17 protein-coding genes are annotated in these 16,926 nt (G+C 40.8%); 11 read left to right on the top strand and 6 right to left on the bottom strand.

All coding sequences use genetic code 11. From position 1 onward, the window contains the following. Nucleotides 1-195 precede the first annotated feature (195 nt). The 3 genes from RM368_RS22935 (at nt 196) to RM368_RS22925 (ending at nt 4,777) form a co-directional block, all read left to right on the top strand. Nucleotides 196-1,842 carry an alpha/beta hydrolase gene (locus RM368_RS22935; RefSeq protein ID WP_322696172.1) on the top strand — a complete coding sequence of 549 codons (1,647 nt, stop codon included), beginning with the start codon at nt 196-198 and terminating at the stop codon, nt 1,840-1,842. Nucleotides 1,843-3,302: 1,460 nt separating this feature from the next. Beyond that, nucleotides 3,303-3,989 carry a DUF6875 domain-containing protein gene (locus tag RM368_RS22930; protein ID WP_322696171.1) on the top strand — a complete coding sequence of 229 codons (687 nt, stop codon included), beginning with the start codon at nt 3,303-3,305 and terminating at the stop codon, nt 3,987-3,989. 323 nt (nt 3,990-4,312) lie between these two features. After that, a complete protein-coding gene (locus tag RM368_RS22925) occupies nt 4,313-4,777 on the top strand; it encodes a CYTH domain-containing protein (protein WP_322696170.1) in 465 nt (154 codons plus the stop codon). Nucleotides 4,778-4,802: 25 nt separating this feature from the next. Here RM368_RS22925 and RM368_RS22920 read toward each other — a convergent pair whose 3' ends face one another. From RM368_RS22920 to RM368_RS22910, 3 genes are all read right to left on the bottom strand, one after another. Further along, entirely contained in the window at nt 4,803-5,168 is a 366-nt protein-coding gene (locus RM368_RS22920; protein ID WP_322696169.1) for a four helix bundle protein, read from the bottom strand. A gap of 190 nt (nt 5,169-5,358) precedes the next feature. Beyond that, nucleotides 5,359-6,741, bottom strand: coding sequence for an aminopeptidase P family protein (locus tag RM368_RS22915; protein WP_322696168.1), 1,383 nt, complete (start codon nt 6,739-6,741; stop codon nt 5,359-5,361). Nucleotides 6,742-6,787: 46 nt separating this feature from the next. Continuing rightward, on the bottom strand, nt 6,788-7,054 hold the full coding sequence (locus RM368_RS22910) for a hypothetical protein (protein ID WP_322696167.1): 267 nt from the start codon (nt 7,052-7,054) through the stop codon (nt 6,788-6,790). Between the two features lie 222 nt (nt 7,055-7,276). On the opposite strand from RM368_RS22910, the gene RM368_RS22905 reads away from it, so the two are divergent. Further along, nucleotides 7,277-8,083 (top strand): PhzF family phenazine biosynthesis protein, encoded by an 807-nt coding sequence (locus RM368_RS22905; protein WP_322696166.1) that lies wholly within the window; start codon nt 7,277-7,279, stop codon nt 8,081-8,083. A gap of 2 nt (nt 8,084-8,085) precedes the next feature. Here RM368_RS22905 and RM368_RS22900 read toward each other — a convergent pair whose 3' ends face one another. Next, the gene (locus tag RM368_RS22900) at nt 8,086-8,550 is read right to left on the bottom strand and encodes a DUF29 domain-containing protein (RefSeq protein ID WP_322696165.1); all 465 of its coding nucleotides are present in this window, start codon (nt 8,548-8,550) and stop codon (nt 8,086-8,088) included. Between the two features lie 303 nt (nt 8,551-8,853). On the opposite strand from RM368_RS22900, the gene RM368_RS22895 reads away from it, so the two are divergent. Then, on the top strand, nt 8,854-9,108 hold the full coding sequence (locus RM368_RS22895) for a hypothetical protein (RefSeq protein WP_322696164.1): 255 nt from the start codon (nt 8,854-8,856) through the stop codon (nt 9,106-9,108). 8 nt (nt 9,109-9,116) lie between these two features. Further along, nucleotides 9,117-9,566, top strand: a complete 450-nt coding sequence (locus RM368_RS22890; protein ID WP_322696163.1) for a DUF4332 domain-containing protein — start codon at nt 9,117-9,119, stop codon at nt 9,564-9,566. A gap of 110 nt (nt 9,567-9,676) precedes the next feature. Here RM368_RS22890 and RM368_RS22885 read toward each other — a convergent pair whose 3' ends face one another. Further along, on the bottom strand, nt 9,677-10,291 hold the full coding sequence (locus RM368_RS22885; protein ID WP_322696162.1) for a TetR/AcrR family transcriptional regulator: 615 nt from the start codon (nt 10,289-10,291) through the stop codon (nt 9,677-9,679). A gap of 150 nt (nt 10,292-10,441) precedes the next feature. Here RM368_RS22885 and RM368_RS22880 point away from each other — a divergent pair, with 150 nt between their 5' ends. The 3 genes from RM368_RS22880 (at nt 10,442) to RM368_RS22870 (ending at nt 14,866) form a co-directional block, all read left to right on the top strand. After that, complete coding sequence (locus tag RM368_RS22880; RefSeq protein WP_322696161.1) at nt 10,442-12,157, top strand: pitrilysin family protein; 1,716 nt, start codon at nt 10,442-10,444, stop codon at nt 12,155-12,157. A gap of 35 nt (nt 12,158-12,192) precedes the next feature. Next, entirely contained in the window at nt 12,193-13,710 is a 1,518-nt protein-coding gene (locus RM368_RS22875; RefSeq protein ID WP_322696160.1) for a pitrilysin family protein, read from the top strand. 448 nt (nt 13,711-14,158) lie between these two features. Further along, complete coding sequence (locus tag RM368_RS22870; RefSeq protein WP_322696196.1) at nt 14,159-14,866, top strand: Uma2 family endonuclease; 708 nt, start codon at nt 14,159-14,161, stop codon at nt 14,864-14,866. On the opposite strand, the gene RM368_RS22865 is transcribed toward RM368_RS22870, so the two are convergent. Beyond that, entirely contained in the window at nt 14,827-15,237 is a 411-nt protein-coding gene (locus RM368_RS22865; protein WP_322696159.1) for a fasciclin domain-containing protein, read from the bottom strand. The genes RM368_RS22870 and RM368_RS22865 overlap by 40 nt on opposite strands. Between RM368_RS22865 and RM368_RS22860 the strand changes: the two genes are divergently transcribed. After that, nucleotides 15,238-15,585: a transposase gene (locus RM368_RS22860; RefSeq protein WP_322696158.1), complete on the top strand. Its 348-nt coding sequence runs from the start codon at nt 15,238-15,240 to the stop codon at nt 15,583-15,585. Nucleotides 15,586-15,698: 113 nt separating this feature from the next. Then, a complete protein-coding gene (locus RM368_RS22855) occupies nt 15,699-16,901 on the top strand; it encodes an alpha/beta hydrolase (protein WP_322696157.1) in 1,203 nt (400 codons plus the stop codon). The last annotated feature ends 25 nt before the right edge of the window (nt 16,902-16,926 follow it).

Below are 16,926 nucleotides of genomic sequence, written 5' to 3'. Positions count from 1 at the left end.
CCTTTGTTATCCTTGTAATATGGCTCTGTTTGCATTAGCAGATGCTTTGAGGAGATTAGAGCATAGGCATAGCCCGTCGTAGACATCGCCATCAAGTTAAGAAAAAATTTACTTTTATTTCTAAGCAATTATTGGAGTAGTCAAATACACAAATATCCGTTATATTCCCGTAAGTAACAATTGGTATAAAAGTTTATGGGAAATTGGAGAAGTCTTAAGACAGTTGCGGGTTTATTTAGCGCGATCGCACTTACACAGTTCGGCGTAAATACTTCAGCCATTGCTGCTGACACGGTTGTTGTGCGTTTGGGTTTATTTACAGAATCCATTTCTGTTACTGAGTTGCAAAAGGCTGTAAAAACAGGAAAATTGCCTGGGAGTTTGCAGTCTTTGTCTGAAGAACAACGCCGCTTCTTCTTGGGGGCGTTGAGTATGAATATACCGATGAATGTTGTCACACTTGATAAGTTAATTAATACCCAGATTGGTACAACTATTCTCAATGACTTCGCTACAGCCTTAGCCCGAAAGGACAAAGCTGGCGTACAAGCGCTCAGAGCAGGCTTGATATTAGGTTCTACTGCACCGCAAGGTCTTTCTATACTAAGTTTTATCGCCGCTTATCCCAGTAAACGCTTAGAAATTGATTTACCAAAAGCTTTCGTTGTTACAAAAAACTTAAATACAGCTTTTTGGCGTACCCAGCAATTCATGTTAGCGATCGCTCCCCAACTCAACCCGATAACAGCACAGCCGGGAACACCGCAGATTGCTTTCCCTTTCGATCCCAGCCAACCAGGAAGCGCCCAAGTAAAAATACTCAATTTAAGTTTGAACGATCGAAAGCGCGATCGCCAAATCCCAGTTGATATTTATTGGTCAACTGCTGCAACTCCCGACAAACCCGTAATTGTCTTTTCTCACGGCTTCGGATCGGTTCGCACGGACTTGCGTTACCTAGCAGAACATTTAGCATCCCACGGTTATGTAGTAGCAGCTTTAGAACATCCCGGTAGTAATGCGGCAAATACTGATATAGCATTACAAGGCAAAACCAGAGTTATGAAGCCTCAAGAGTTTTTGTATCGTCCTCAAGATATTAGTTTTGTTCTGGATGAATTAGAAAAACTCAACCAAACAGCTAATTATCCCCTACAAGGGAAACTTGCAACTACAAACGCGATGGTTGTTGGCTATTCTCTTGGTGGTGGTACAGCTTTAGCACTTGCTGGAGCCGAGTTGCAACTAGAACATCTCAAACAACGCTGTAAAAAGAACCTGACTATCTTGAGTTTGGGAGAAAATATCCAGTGTATCGCTCAAGAATTACCAGAAAATAGTTATCAACTACGAGATCCTAGAATCAAACAAGCGATCGCTTTCAATCCGACAACTTCTCTAATTTTTGGCGAAACTGGGTTAACTAAGATACAAATTCCTACCATCGTGTTAGCAGGTTCCGCCGATAAAACTACACCAGCTTTAACTGAACAGATTGTGGGATTTGAAAAGATCCCATCCCCAAAATTCCTAGTTGGTATTATTGGGAGTACTCATCTCAGTGTAAAAGACCCCAGCACCACATTAGATCAGATCGGACAACCAAATACACCGATTAGTGGCGGTGAAGTTGTCGGCGAACAAGCAGCAGATGTTCGCAAGTACGTTAAAGCTATAGCCTTGGCCTTTGCTTTCCAGATGACTCCAGAAGCTAAAAACTATGCTATTTTTCTGACACCAGACTATGCTCAGTTTGCTTCAACTGCTGCATTTCCATTTCGTCTAATTACCCAGATTCCTCCTGATGCTATGGCAGTGGTGAAAGAATTTGTTGATAAATAAGGGACTTCCAATTAAACAAATATAGGACTTATACCATTTTAGATTTTGGATTTTAGATTTTGGATTGGAAATTGCCTTGGTGCGTCTGGCTTGGTGTGAATCTATCTGTCGGAATCATTTTTCAAAATGGTCTTACGCAACTGGCATATTCTTTTCAGTTCGTAGTGTTCGCGCACTTGTACTGAGCAAAGCCGAAGTAGCGTCTCTTTTCGAGAAGAGAGAACTTTAGTCCTCTCTGCGAGACGCTCCGCGAACAAAATAAGGCTAGAGCCGCTTACTACAAACTACAAATCCGATTTTTTGTGACACTTGCGCAAGTCCCATAATACCCAGAACAGTAAATATGCAACAAAATCGGGGTTGCAATCAGCACCGGAAATATAGGACTAGTATTTGATTTCTGAAAAGATACGTAGGGTGTGTAGCTGCGAGAGTACGGCACCATCATCAAGGTTTTGGTGCGTTACGAACTGCGTTCTAACACACGTACAATACCTAATTTTGTTCAAAAATCAAATATGATTCCTATATATTTCACTTAATGCATATTATGGTTAATTGGTATAGTACCGTAAGTCCTAAAATATTTAATTTTGTGAGTAGCTTACTTAAGAATAGGGGTATGGGGAACGGGAGAAGTCGCGGCTTATTCTAACTATCTCTACTATTTTTATTTTGAGAGCAAATAAAGCCTAAAATACCGATATTTGCTACAAATACCTGACGTTGAGATCGACCAATCGAGAATATAGTATTTTCATCTAAGTGGATTAACTGGATTAACTACCCCACTCTATCAAGCATCCTCCCCAATCTATTTGGGAGAGTGTACTTTATTAATTTGTAATTCGCTGTAAGTATTATAAAACTTATAAAATTGACTTATACCAATTCTGTGTAAACTTTTTACTTGCTATAAGTATACTGCCTTGATAATAGCCCTAAAGTTGCTGTTAAAACTACACTAAATTTTTACAGTAAAAATAACTATTTACACATAAAATTTATAATGTATTCGTAAAAATAACAGAAGTTTAAGAGTGTAAACAACTAGGAGTAGATGCCGAATGATGGTACATACGTATCCTATAGAAATCGTAAATTCTTTTTGAAAAAATCTGTCAATTAATTGTAGGGTGTGTCAGCAAAATGTAGCATATACTACAAACGTTTCAAAATTCAAATATTAGTTCTGAAGATAAATATTACAAACTAATTTCAAAACAAATGAAAATAAGTTATTTGATGTGAAATATGTTTGTGTATGTTTTGAAGTAACTTACTTGAAGTTCACAGAACTAAATGAGAGAGCATTGTTATCTTCTGCAAGCTACCGATTAACCAAAAATCAACAACAAAGAGCTTGTTTTATTTACTTAAATAATTAGTTTTACAATACGCCTGTATGTAAACTAATTTGGGATTCAGAATTAAACAATTATTCCATTTAACTCAAGCTTATGCAACTCTATACAACTCGTGAAATTGAACAACTCCAGCAACACGAAGACCTTTCTACCTTAATTGAAATTATGAATTGGGTGAAAACCTTTTTAGGAAGGCCTCATCCTGGCTTAGGTAGACCCGGCGCAGTTTGCCCTTTTGTACCTTTCTCTCTCAAATCAAACAGTATTCGTCTAGCAGTTATTCACACAAAAGATTTGTATCCAGAAGAATTAGAAGAGATTGTTGGACGCTATCGAGATATATTTCTGCAAATAGATCCTCAAGAGCAGGAATTAGCAATTAATAAAGCTTTTTTACTTATTTTTCCTGACATCCATATAGAAGACGCTACTAAAGTAGTAGATAGTGTCCAACAAAAACTTAAACCTTTGTTTGTTGAGTCAGGACTGATGATAGGAGAATTTCATAAACGTAATGAAAGTCCTGGTCTACACAACCCAAACTTTCGTCCACTTCGTAGCCCTATCCCCCTGTTGGCTATTCGGTTCATGGTTGAAGCTGACCTCCCTTTTCTTCAGAATCCTGCCGATCCACACTTACGTATTCGATATTTGGAAGCTTATTTAAAGAATTTTGAGCATAAATTTACAGATGAAATAAAGTTTAAAAATGCTCGTCAAGCATTGGCTTTAGCAAAAGAACAAATTAAACAAGAAAGTTTGGTGAGTTCTTTTATATAACAAATGCTTGAATTTCGGGTTAGCGATTGAGCGTAGATATGGAGGATTAAAAATCTTTAAAATTCACTGCACCTTGAAATAAGTGGGATAAAAATCACGAATTTACTGCTAGTTGCAATTGTTTAGTGCAGATAGCATCAAATCGTCATCAGGGTACAAATTATCGGACTACAGTAGAAGCGATCGCTAATTATTAATTAGTCAATATCAACACTTAAACAACTTCACTCTAATTTGTAATAATTGCGCACACATTTTTGTGAATAAATTTAGGATTACTCTATTATTTATGATATAAAAAAGCAAATAATTTGGTAAATAAAATGGCAAAAGAAATAGAGCGTAAATATTTGGTGAGAGGAGATAGCTGGAGAGGATTAGCTGAAGGTAGTGTATATCGTCAAGGATATATTGCTACAGAAGATAAAGCAACTGTACGCATACGTATAATAGGGGAAAAAAGTTATTTGACCATTAAAGGCCCCAATATTAAATATTCGAGATTAGAGTTTGAATATCCTATTCCTGTTCAAGATGCTCAAGAAATACTTGAGACATTATGTCAACGTCCCTTTATAGAAAAAACCAGATATAAAATAGAGTCGGGTGGTTTGATTTGGGAAATAGATGAGTTTGATGGTGTTAATAAAGGACTGATATTAGCAGAAGTTGAACTCACTGATGAAAATCAGCAAATTGAATTACCAAACTGGATTGGACAAGAAGTTTCTGATGACTCTAGATATTTCAACAGCAATTTAGTAAAATACCCTTTTTCACAATGGTAATAGATACGAATTCAGGAGTCAGGAGTCAGGAGTCAGAATTCAAAATAGAATTAGCATAAGCTGTTAGTAATTTACTAACCTCCTCAAGTTGAAGCATTAATCCTGATGTGTCACCGTAGTCAAGGTCTTTTGAAAGAATTAGATAGTAGCGGCATTCTTCTAAAGAACCTTGTGCAATGTTTAAAAAACGAACTTTATCTGCTGCTCCCTTTTTCTTAAAACCCTCAGCTATATTTGCTGCAATAGAGATTGCTGCTCGTCTAAATTGGGAAGTAAGTCCATATATTTCCGATTTAGGGAACTGACCAGTAAATTGATATACCAATAAAACAAACTGGTGTGCTTTTTGCCAAACTATCAAATCTTGAAATGTTTTGGCTGGCTGTCTCATTTATTCTGGCTCCTGAATTCTGACTCCTGAATCCTTACGGTAATAGAATAGACTTCTTGCATAAGTAGGGAAAAGGGTAAAGGGTAAAGATATGGAATTTTCCCTTACCCTTTAACCTTTAACCTTTCCCCAACATCAAGGCAAAAGTTACTTTTGCAAGATGTCTAAAGAATGCCTGTGAGATATGAACTCAGCCATTAACTAGATTTTCTATAGAATCAGCATCATTTGGTAATGCAGCTGTTAAAACTTCGCTGCCTTCTGTAGTAACTAAAACATCATCTTCAATGCGAATTCCTCGGACATCGGCGAATTCAGATAAACGCTGCCAATTCACCACATTCTGATATTTTGAACGGACATTAGCATCATTTAAAATTGCTGGTACTTGATAAAAACCAGGCTCAATTGTGACTAACATTCCTGGACGCAGGGGACGGTTTAAACGGAGATAGCTTAAGCCAAAGCGATCGCTCCTTTGGCGTCCCTCTTCATACCCGGCTAAATCGCCCAAATCTTCCATATCATGCACATCTAAACCCAGTAGATGGCCGATCCCATGAGGAAAAAACAGCGCGTGGGCATCCATTTCTACTAAATCTTGGGGATTTCCTTGTAAAATGCCTAACTCCACCAAACCTTCAGCGATCGCTGTAGCCGCTAGCAAGTGAATATCCCCATACTCTACACCAGGCTGGATTTTGGCAATACAAGCATCATGGGCTGCCAAAACGATATTATAAATATCTCTTTGGGTAGATGAAAACTTACCCGAAACTGGCCATGTGCGAGTCACATCACCTGCCCAACCAGTCTCGGTTTCAGCGCCAACATCGGCAAGTAGTAAATCACCTGGTTGCAAACTATGGTGATACTGCTCGTTATGCAAAACTTCACCGCGAACGGTGACAATACTGTTGTAAGAGGTAGTCATATTGTGGGCAATAATCACCCCTTCCATCGCTGCCCGAACTTCAGCTTCTAGTTTGGCTTGGGGTGTTGCTGCCATCCCGGCTTTGTGAGCTTTGACAGTGACAGCCGCAGCTTTTCGCAACTCGGTTAATGCACCCTCATCGTGGCTGAGGCGGAGTGAAACGATCGCCTTCGCTAACTCCAAGTCAATTTCTTGAGGAGGACTTTGTGGTAAAACCCATCTATTTAATAGCTGCGATTGCTGCGTCCAAGTAGCTGCATCTTGGACGGCAAGTGTAGCGGCATCTTTTAGCCAAGACTCTAATTCTGCCATTGGCCGAGCCACATCCGCCCCAATCTTCTCAGCTATTTCTTCGCGTGTTGGCATTTCTCCATGCCAAAGGGTGCTACTGGGTGACGGATCGTCGATGAATAGTTCTAGTTTGCCCGCTTCTAGACGAATTGCCGCCTTTGGTAATGGCAGTCCGGCGAAATAAAGGAAATGACTGTTAGCACGAAACGGAAAGGAATTTGCCGGAAAGTTGCGCGGATTGTTGCTACCTGACCACAGAATTACCGGAAAATCAATCAACTTGGCTAGTTGTTGCCGTCGGTGGCGTAAAGTATCGCCGAGGGAAGTAGAAGTTTGTGGGATAAGCATAAATGTAAACTCAAAAAAAGGATAAAGGTGATAGTTTTGCCTTTATTTAGTCGTTATCGTCTTTATCGTCATCTTTTTTATCATTTTTGCGATCGCCATCTTTTCGATCGTTTTTGCGATCGTCATCTTTGTGGTCGTCATCTTTGTCGTTCTGGTTAGGTTGTAACACTGGTTTTTGTTGCTCAGTTGGTGCAGGTGGTTGCGGGGCTTCAATAACACAACTAACTAATCCTCCAGAAATTAGCGCTAAGTTGACAGCAGCAAAGATGCTTTTGAAGATTTTTATCCTCACGTTTTCGGTTTGCTTTAACATTGACTCTAGTTTTTGGAGATTGTATTTCTAATTTATAAGGTACTGTATATAGCGGTTCTCATTAAACAAGTTCGTAGTCAGGACTTTAGTCCTTATTTTCTAAGCACTAAAATCTTTACTACAAACTCTCAAAGCTAGTTTGACAAAATACTATGATGCATAAATCTCTAACGCACTCCTGATAAATATATTACTGTCTAACTTTCAAGGTGACTCTATCTAATGGGACAAATCATTACTCAAGTTGATGCTTTTACCAATACACCTTTTGCAGGTAATCCGGCTGCTGTCTGTGTTTTGCCTACTCTCCAAGATGAGCGCTGGATGCAAAAGGTGGCTCAAGAGATGAATTTATCTGAGACGGCTTTTCTAGTCAGACAGGATGATGGCTTTAATCTGCGTTGGTTTACGCCCACAGTAGAAGTTCCACTTTGTGGTCACGCAACTTTAGCTAGTGCCCATGTTCTTTGGTCAGAGGGACATTTGTTACCTGATGAACTTGCACGTTTTTATACCAAAAGTGGAGTGTTGATTGCGAAGTTACAAGGTGATTGGATTGAGTTAGATTTTCCAGTAAATCATTCACAAGTAACAGTCGCTCCTCCAGAACTAAAGCAAGCTTTGGGTGTAGCCTACAAATCTGTCTTGCAGAATTCACTAGGTTATCTTGTGGAATTGGAATCTGAAGAATTGGTGCGGCAAATACAGCCCAATTTTCAACTACTCAAGACCTTAGCGATTCCTAATGTCATTGTCACCAGCCAGACTAACTCTGATTCTCAATATGATTTCGTCTCTCGCTTCTTTGCACCAGGATTAGGTATTAATGAAGACCCAGTGACAGGAGCGGCTCATTGCTGTCTTGCTTGGTTCTGGCGCGATCGCTTGCACAAAAATGAGTTTTTGGCTTATCAAGCATCTAGTCGCGGTGGGGTGGTGAAGGTGTATTATGACGGAGGCGATCGCGTCTTTCTCGCCGGACAAGCGGTAACTGTGCTGCGAGGGGAGTTATTTATCGCATCAACCTAATGTTACAAATCAATAATATCAGGCAAAAACTCACTATCAAGAACTTGGACAATGGAATAAGGACATTCCACTGGAAACGTATCTATTGGTAGTTCAGTTTCATTACTAGCAGCTTTCAACCCCCGATGATAGCACTGGGCTAAAACTTCTTCGGGATAAGACTTGAGGCTGGGACTCTCTTGCAGTAAATCTGCAATTTTGTAGCGCTGCTCATCAATCGTATTTCGCCAAGAGCCATTCCGCAAACTAGATTGATATTGCCACTTGAGCAAATGCTGTAATAATACTTCCAAGCGGCTTTTCAACTCTCGTCGTTCTGACCGTCCCAAGCTTTCAATCTCCTCAATCACAGCATCCCAGTCTACTTGTCCAAATTGTCCAGCACGAATGAGTTGTACAGTTTTTTCTGTCCATGCTGCAAAGTCTGTTTCATACAATTGGGCTGCACTTTTCGGAATATGGGTCACGTCGCTTCGCTCCGAATTCAAAATTCAAAACTTGTACTGAGCTTGTCGAAGTATTCAAAATTCAAAAATTTTTGATCCCTATAAATAAATGTTAGTTGCTCTGTATTCTTTTTTTTTCGGTCATCAGCTTCCTGCAATCTACCGTATATTAGCTAAATTGCAGATACTGTACGCCCATTGTAACGTCAAGAAAACTATAGAAAGCGATCGCATCTTTTTAGCCATACAAGCCGTAACGCCTTTATCTTGAGCTATCCCGATACAATCGGCATTACCTGCATAAAATAGCACGGCACAATCGCATTGTTAGTCGATGCAATCGCATTGTCAGTCGATGCAATCGCATTGTCAGTCGATGCAATCGCATTGTTAGTCGATGCAATCGCATTGTTAGTCGATGCAATCGCATTATCAGTCAAAACAATCGCATTGTTAGTCGATACAATCCCATTGCAGAAGGTTGGCTTAAAATTGCACATCAATACAAACACTAAACCGCAAGAGCGTTCTTTTGCGAAGAAGCAACTGTCACAATATTTAAACAAGCCTATATTTTAATTTCAAAAATGTCTGCTAAACACAAAGATAGTAAAACTAGTATCCAATCTCGTGATTGGCCAATTGAGCAATTACCTGGACTGAGCCATGAGGAACAATCTCAACTTCAAAATTGTGGGATTACTAGCACAGTAGCTTTAGTCAAACAAGGGAAAACTTTAGAGTCAAGACTAGCGTTAGCAAATAAACTACAGATTCATCTTCAGTATGTAAATAAATGGATGGCTTTAGCTGACTTGGCACGTATTCCCAGTGTCGGGACACAATATTGTGGTTTATTGCTTCATGCGGGTATTGGTTCTGTAATGCAGTTAGCTCAAACTCCCACTCACAGATTGCACCAACAAATCATGCGCTTGCAGGTAGCAACAATGCAGCGACGAGATTTGTGTCCAGCACTTGAGCTAGTACAACAGTGGAGTCAGCAAGCGAAAATAGTGCTGAGTGCTGAGTGCTGAGTGCTGAGTGGGGGAGATGAGGAGGCAGGGGAAGCAGGGGAGGCAGGGGAAGATGAGGGGGACAAGGCAAATAACCAATGCCCAATGCCCAATGCCCAATGCCCAATTCCCTACTCTTTAGCTAAAACACCATTAAGAAAAATATCAGCGAGTCCTTCGGCCATTTCCTGCATTTGTTGGGGAGAGGCGTCAGGTTCGATGAGGGTGTTGTTGGAAAAACCTGCGATCGCAAACATTCCTAAGAAAACTTTTGCAACTAATTTCGCGTCCCCTTGACGATAAATACCTTTATCCATCGCTGTTTGAAAGAATGCTTCGCCGACATCAGTCATTTTGGTAATGACTTCTAATTGAATGCGATCGCGCAAATCGGGGTGAAATTGCACCTCCATAAAACAGACGCGCATCAAATCGGCATTTTTTTGGAAATTCCACATCCGACGGCGCATCACCTGAGCGACGGCTTTATAGCTGCCCATTTCACTTAATTCTGTGAGCAAATCTGTCAGAATCTCTACCCAGCCATTCGTGGCTACTTCCACCAAAATTGCTTTTTTATTTGGAAAATGGCGAAATAGAGTACCTTCAGCTATGCCTGCGGCTTGTGCTAAGTCGCGGGTGGTAGTGCCGTCAAATCCCTGAGAGGCAAACAACCGTTGCGCTGCGTGTAAAATCCGGGTGCGCGTCTGAGCCTCTGAGGGCGGGGAAGAATTAAAAACTCGCATAACAGTTATGGTTAGATATCCGTAACAAGATTTGTAGCATTATTATCTAAGTCAAATGCAAAGAGCCACTGAAAGCTTAATACAAGATTAACGCTCTTTTGCTAAGTATCCTGTTATTTAGGTAATGTAACTTTATCTTACTTCTCGCTTATGAACCAGAGCAGTCGGTCAATTTTAGATTTTAGACTTCGGCTACGCTCAGTCGAACGATTGGGGACTTCGACTTACTTCGACTACGCTCAGTACAAGTCGCTCAGTCGAACGATTTTGGATTGGTTAGATCGAGTATCTGTAATATTGCGGCGGTTGTTTATCATTTTCTTGACTTTAATTATCTTCTCGTGGGGATTGCTGCCAGAAGTTGCTCTCGCTCAAACTCAGACAGCACCTCCTCCTCAAGAAACTAAAACTCCAACCCCGCCAGTTGAAAGTTCAATCCAACCTTATCTCGATCGAGTTATTAAGCAGTTAACGGAGTTTCGTCTCGACAATGGTTTGAAATTTCTTGTCTTGGAACGACATCAAGCGCCCGTGGTTTCTTTTGTCACTTATGCGAATGTAGGTGGTGTGGATGAGCCAGATGGCAAAACTGGTGTAGCTCACTTTTTGGAACATTTGGCGTTTAAAGGCACAACGCGCATTGGTACACAAGACTACAAAAAAGAAAAACCACTACTAGATACCTTAGAGCAGTTGAATGCTCAAATTAAAACAGCGAAAGCCGATGGCAGAAAAGCTGAGGTTATTCGGTTACAAACTGAGTTTGAGCAAGTGGAAGCGCAAGCAGGCAAGCTAGTCAAGCAAAATGAATTGGGGCAAATTGTCGAACAAGCGGGTGGCGTGGGTTTAAATGCCAATACTTCAACCGAAGCGACTCGTTATTTTTACAGCTTTCCTGCGAATAAGCTAGAACTTTGGATGTCGTTGGAGTCAGAACGATTTCTCGATCCGGTAATTCGTCGTGAGTTTTATAAAGAGAAAGATGTAATTTTAGAAGAACGACGGATGCGGATAGAGAATTCACCGATTGGATTGATGGTGGAAAAGTTTATCGATACTGCTTACAAAACCCATCCCTACAGGCGTCCGGTGATTGGTTATGACGAAGATATCCGCAATCTGACACCAGAAGATGTCCAAAAGTTTTTTGATACTCACTACGTACCAAGTAATTTGACCATTGCCATTGTCGGAGATGTCAATCCTACTCAGGTGAAAAAACTGGCGCAAACTTATTTTGGCCGCTTTCAAGCCAAAACCAAAGCTGTTGAACAAATCCCAGTAGAACCGCCACAACAACAAACACGAGAAGTTATGGTACAACTACCTTCTCAACCTTTGTATTTAGAAGGTTATCATCGTCCGGCAATTACCGATCCAGATAATGCCGTCTATGAAATCATTGGCAGTTTATTAAGTGATGGGCGCACATCGCGGCTATATAAGTCTTTGGTAGAAAAGCAACGTTTGGCGCTAAATGCTCAAGGTTACAGTGGATTTCCTGGAGATAAATACCCAAACTTGATATTTTTCTATGCTCTCACGGCTCCTGGTCATACAGTTGATGAAGTGGCGGTGGCTTTACGTCAAGAAATTGACAAATTAAAAACTGAACCTGTGGCGGCGGTTGATTTGCAACGAGTGAAAACCCAAGCACGGGCAGGTTTGTTACGTACTCTCGACTCCAATATGGGCATGGCTCAACAATTGTTGGAATATGAAGTGAAAACTGGCTCTTGGCGGAATTTGTTTAAGCAGTTGGATGACATTTCAGCAGTGACAACGGCTGATATTCAACGGGTGGCAAAGGAAACTTTTACGCCGAAAAATCGCACGATTGGGAAGTTGTTGTCGAAAGCAGCATGAACAACAAATCGCAAAGGGCGCACAGGAAAATAGATATGCACAAGTACAAGGTGAAAGCTAAAAGGCAGATAGCGTTGAAAATTCAAAATCGGAAAGGGTTGATTTATGCTTTGGTTGCTGTTTTTGCGTGCTTACTTTTAACTTGTAATTTTTCTCTGGCGGCGACGGCTGAGGCGAAACATTACACAGAATTGCAGCTACCACCGCTACCTGAGATTAAGTTACCCAAGTATGAGCGGTTTGTGCTGCAAAATGGCTTGGTTGTCTATTTGATGGAGGATCGCGAGTTACCGTTGGTGAATGGTACGGCGTTTGTACGGACAGGAAATCGCTTGGAACCAATGGAGAAAGTTGGTTTGGCTGGTTTTACAGGCGCGGTAATGCGAACTGGAGGAACTAAGAACCATTCGCCTGATGAACTCAACGAGATATTAGAACAACGGGCGGCATCTGTGGAAGTTGGTATTGGTGAAACTTCTGGTAGTGCTAGCTTTGACGCCCTCAGCGAAGATTTAGAAACAGTATTTGGGCTGTTTGCTGAGGTGTTGCGATCGCCTGTATTTGCTCAAGAAAAGCTAGACTTGGCGAAAACTCAAGCCAAAGGTGGCATTGCCCGTCGTAATGACAATCCAGATGGGATTGCTAATCGGGAATTTAAAAAATTAATCTATGGCAAAGATAGCCCTTATGCTCGCACCATAGAGTATGCGACGGTGGATAAAGTTGAGCGTGAAGATTTGCTCAAGTTTTATCAGCAATATTTCCACCCCAATAATATGATTTTGGGGATTGTGGGCGATTTTGATGCTAAGAAAATGCGATCGCTCATTCAAGCTAAGTTTGGTGATTGGCAGCGTAACCCAGGTATTGCTAAACCCACATTACCAAAGGTTTCGCCAGCTAATGCAGGTGGAGTCTTTTTTGTCAATCAGCCCCAACTGACGCAAAGTAGTGTGCTTATCGGGCATTTAGGCGGACGTTTCGATAGTCCCGATTATGCAGCGCTGGATGTATTGAATGGAGTGTTAAATGGATTTGGTGGACGCTTATTTAATGAATTGCGATCGCGTCAAGGTTTAGCTTACTCTGTCTACGGTCAGTGGAGTCCCCGCTACGATTATCCTGGCATATTTATCGCTGGTGGAGAAACGCGATCGGATGCTACCGTCCAGTTTGTCAAAGCCTTACAAGCCCAAATCAAGCGCACCCAAACTCAAAGAGTGACAGCAAAAGAATTGGCTTATGCCAAAGAGTCTACACTCAACTCCTTTGTATTCAACTTTCAAGACCCCAGCCAAACCTTATCACGCTTGATGCGATACGAATATTACGGCTATCCTGCTGATTTTCTCTTTCGCTATCAAAAAGCCGTCGCCGCCACCACAGCAGCCGATGTCCAACGGGTAGCACGAGAATATCTCAAACCAGAAAAGATTGTAACTCTAGTAGTGGGGAATCAAACCGCTATTCAACCGCCATTGACACAGTTAGCTAAACAAGTGACACCAATAGATGTAACGATTCCTGGTTCGCAGCCACAGGCAAAGAATTAATAGCGTAGATGGGTAGACACTCAATAGACCTCTTGCAAAAATATGTTTTTGCACTCTTAGGGTAAAGGGTAAAGGGTAAAGGTTAAAGGGAAAGGATTTTGAGTTTCTTCACCCTTTTCGCGTTCTCCCGTACCCCGACAAATGCCAAAAAGTCTAATATCTAATACAATCGCAAAGCTCAGATCCCCGACTGTTTAAGAAATCGGGGATCTTGTTTTAAAAATAATTTTCTCCATTATCAGGAAATGACTCAGGACAAATTGGAGTAACAAGTAGAAACTAAATCAGGAACCAAAACCTCTGGAGTTCCCAGAGGTTTTTCTCTACTCTATTCATCATAGAAGCGATCGCTCCAGCATACACTTCTATGAAGCAGCAAAAATTGTCGCCCCTATCAGGTCAACTAGAGTAAGCTGAATTTAGGTTTCAACTATCGGGAGTGGAGATGATGTTGTTGGAATTAAAGCGCATCCATGTTCCACCAGGACAAAGAGTGCTACTACGAGATGTAACCTGGCAGGAATTGGAAACAATTCTAGAAGATTTAGGTGAACACCGAGCAGCACGAATTGCTTATGATAGGGGAATACTGGAGATTATGGCACCACTGCCAGAACATGAATATGATAAAGAAATTATTAGCGATTTAGTCAAAGCTCTTTTGGAAGAATTAGACATTGAGTTTAGATGCCTTGGTTCTACCACTTTCAAAAACCAAGCAATGGCTCAAGGTATAGAACCCGATCAGTGTTTCTATATAAAAAATGAATCTAAGATTCGCGGCAAGAAGCGGCTAGATTTAGCAGTAGATCCTCCTCCAGATTTAGCTCTAGAAATTGATATTACTTCTCGTACTCATCCTAATATTTATGAAGCGCTAAAAGTGCCAGAACTTTGGCGTTTTGATCGAGGAAAGCTCAAAATTAATGTTTTGCAAGACGGACATTATGGCAGCTTACCTCCGGGTTCCCCAATCAAGATGAGTCCCTTTTCCCAAATCTTGCAAAAAAACACTTTTGCAAGAGGTATACTGCTTCTAAAAATTTGTAGGACAGCAATTAAATATAATCGCTGTCCTACAAAATCGAAATACAAATTAGCTATTAAAACAAGTGCCTATGTAGATTCAGGAATTAATACTGTGTCAATCACATGAATCACACCATTATCAGCTTCCACATCTGGCGTAATAACTGTCGCATTATTGATTTTCACAGCACCATTAGATGCATCAATTTTGATGCTGCTTCCTTCAACGGTTGGAGCAGAGTCTAAATTGACCACATCTGTTGACCACACTTTCCCTGAAACAACATGATAAGTTAAGATTCTTATCAGTAGTGGAACGTCAGCAAGCAGTGAGTCCATTGTCCCTTCATATAGCTTAGAAAATGCTTCGTCAGTTGGTGCAAAGACCGTAAATGGACCAGCGCCCTTGAGGGTATCCACTAAACCAGCAGCTTGTACTGCTGCTACTAAGGTGTTAAAGGAACCAGCACTAACAGCAGTATCAACAATGTCAGCCATATGTTTTATAAATTTATGTATCTTTCGTTACTGAAAATATACTTTTATTCAAACTATTACTATCTATCCACAGATAGGTTAAATTCTGTTAATCACTTGATACTAACAAAATATTGTTTGGTGCTGGCAGACAAAGGATACGATGCTGATAAGCGCATGATTGAACCCCTGCAAGCCCAAGGCAAAACTGTCGTGATTCCGCTCAAGCGCAACCGCAGGAATCCTCGTGATTACGACTTAGACTTGTACAAAGCTCGTTATTTAATTGAAAACTTCTTTGCTAAACTCAAACAGTACCAGGCGATGCCTACGCAACTCGCTATGATAAACGGCCAACCAACTTTCTAGGTGCTATTTATATTTATCTGGCTGCTTCTGCGATCTGGCTCAATTGATGACACGCCCTAGCATTAGCGGATAAATTGTACTTCTTTGAAGTCATTACTACCGCATTTTAATCTATGTTTTTTAAACCCAAAACATTTTTATCATCGGTTGCATTATTACTCAGTTTGGCAACTCTATTTCTTAGTTCTTGGATTATTCTTCCTGCTCCAAATATGTTTTTCCTTACCCTTGCAGTGGGAGCACCAGAGGTCAGCCCTTGGTTATTTTTATTAAATCTGCTCTTTGTATTGCTGTCTTTATTCTATATCCGTCGCCGTAAATTACAGCGTTTAGTTTGCATTTTCAGTTTCATCGGATTGCTAATTTGTGGATGGGTGCTAGTAAATATTCCACCAACTCAAATGCAGATGGCTAAAGCGATGAAACAAGGGCTGGGAGCAAATTATCTAGAGCAAATTCCAGTCAAAGTCAGGGCTAAAATGCAATCCCATTCCTTTGACTTAGTTAATTTCTTTTGGGGTATTCCATTAGGTAAAACGCGTCATCAAAAAGATATTCTCTTTGCTTCTCCTGGGGGAATACCTTTAAAAATGGAAGTTTACCAACCCCTAGAGGTAGGGAAATATCCAGCAGTGGTAGTAATTTATGGTGGAGCTTGGCAATATGGCAATACTCATGCCAATACTGAGTTTAATCAATATATTGCAAATCATGGATATACGGTATTTGCGATCGACTATCGACACGCACCTAAATATCAGTTTCCATCTCAGTTAGATGATGTGCGTACAGCCCTAAATTTTATTCGCAAACATGCAGCTGAATATGAAGCCGATTCAGAACGTATGATACTTTTAGGACGTTCTGCTGGGGCACATCTAGCAATGCTAGCGGCTTATCAACCCGATGCACCACCCATTCGTGCTGTGGTGAACTATTACGGGCCTGTTAACTTAACTGAAGGATACAAGACACCACCAAATCCCGATCCGATAAATTCTCGCGCTGTTTTAAAAGCATTTCTTGGTGGTTCTGTAGAAGAATTGCCCAATCAGTATCAAATTGCTTCACCGATAAATTACCTAACGCACCCTTTACCGCCAACTTTATTAATTTACGGCAGTCGCGACCATTTGGTGCAAGCGCGATTTGGCAGACAGATGTACGAACGTTTACATGACTCTGGCAACACTGCGGTTTTTCTAGAAATTCCTTGGGCAGAACACGCTTTTGATGCTGTTTTCAACGGTGTAAGCAATCAATTAGCGTTGTATTATACTGAGAGGTTTTTGGCTTGGGCATTGTTCAGGCCATGATTTGATTCGCAGATTCACTCACAAG

The organism is Nostoc sp. DedSLP03, assembly GCF_034530815.1.
In the GTDB taxonomy this organism is placed as follows: Bacteria; Cyanobacteriota; Cyanobacteriia; order Cyanobacteriales; family Nostocaceae; genus Nostoc.
Note: the sequence above shows the minus strand (reverse complement) of the source record. Positions and strands in the feature narration are given on the sequence as shown.